Below are 1,649 nucleotides of genomic sequence, written 5' to 3' on the forward strand. Positions count from 1 at the left end.
ACATAGATGGTTTTTCCTTTCTGGTTTACAATTCTGATACCTAATGGCGACTCATCGATGGAGTGTCTGAAGTTGTCCTCGGCTTGTTTACGCTCGGTGATGTCTTCAGCTACTTTAATATAATTGATGATTTTGCCTTGCTCATCAAATATGGGCGAAACGGAAGCTATTTCCCAAAACAATTCACCGTTTTTCTTTTTATTGTGAAACTCACCTCTCCAGGTGTTTCCTGAAGATATTGTTTCCCACAGTTCTTTATAAAATTCTTCAGATTGTTCTCCCGATTTTAATACACTGGGATTTTGCTCGATTGCTTCTTCCGTGCTATAACCCGTACTTTCAGTAAATTGAGGATTTACATATTCAAGGTTTCCTTTGGTATCGGTAATGGCAATTACCGATGGACTTTGTTGTACGGCGGTTGAGAGTTTAACAAGTTCGGTTTCTGCTCTCTTGCGCTCGGTGATGTCTCTAAATTCAACAACACGAACTTCTTTTCCTTTATAAGGAATCTGTCTGGCTTCTAATCTTAAGGAATATTTTTGCCCGTTTTTGCGTATGCCAACTGCTTCATAAGATTCTTCGGAGCCGGATAAAATATTCCCCATTACCTTTTCACGTGATTCTTCTGCAATAAGAAGGAGCCCATCCATACCCATAAGTTCATCTTGCTCATAACCTGATATTTCGGTGAGCCCCTGATTACATTCTAAAATCATTCCTTTATCATGAATAGCAATCCCACCAAACGAAGCATTATGCAGGGCTTTAAATCTTGTTTCGCTGTCTTTTAACTTTTTTTCTGCTAGTTTTTGCTCAGTAATATCAATAGTTGAGCCATAAACCGTAAGTTTTTTGTCTTCAAAAACTGCTTTTCCTTTCGATGTAAACCAAGCTAATGTATTATCCGCCTTTTTTACTTCGTAGCTAAAAGAAATCATTTCGCCCAGATTGTTTATTCCGTTTTTGAATATTTCATTTATTTGGGGAAGATATTCAGGAATAACATAAGAAAAATATTTATCCCAATTATTATTGACAGTCCCTTTTGGTAATGCAAGAAACTCATCTACAATATCTGAAATGTAAGTATTTATAAAATTTCCTTGCTGATCAATATCTGTTTTCCAGATTATATTTGGCGTGTTTGCATTTATTACTTCTATTTGTTGCAAATTGGATTGTATTTTTTCTTCCGCCTGCTTGCGCTCGGTGATGTCGCGGGCAATAATCTGAATCATCGGTTCTTCACCATAATTTATAGGAACACCGATAACTTCAACATCGATGACCTTGCCATCCAGCCGGATAAACCTTTGTTCCATAGCAACTTTTGATTCTTCTCTACTGAATAGTTTTTTTATATTTTCCAGACCGATTGCCCTGTCGTCGGGATGTATAAAATCAATGGCTGATTTTCCCACTACTTCATCCAGGCTTGTTGCACCTACGAGTTTTAGCCCACTATTATTGATATGCAAAATCTCTGTCATATTATGAATCGCAATTAAATCAGGCGAGTTTTCAATAAGCAGACGATATTTTTTCTGGCTTTCTTTATGTTCTTCCTCACGCTTTTTACTTTGTGTGCGTAAATCGTCCAACTCAGCTATGAGTTGTTCTTTGGTTTTGTTAGAATCATTTTTCAT

At 36.9% G+C, this 1,649-nt stretch carries 1 protein-coding gene; it reads right to left on the reverse strand.

Features of this window, described 5'->3' with window-relative positions; translation table 11 throughout:
• A partial coding sequence (locus HNS40_RS22285; protein ID WP_216664206.1) for a PAS domain S-box protein occupies window positions 1-1,649 on the reverse strand: 1,649 nt, incomplete at both ends.

Origin of the sequence: Lentimicrobium sp. S6 (assembly GCF_013166635.1) — a bacterium.
Lineage (GTDB): Bacteria > Bacteroidota > Bacteroidia > Bacteroidales > UBA12170 > UBA12170.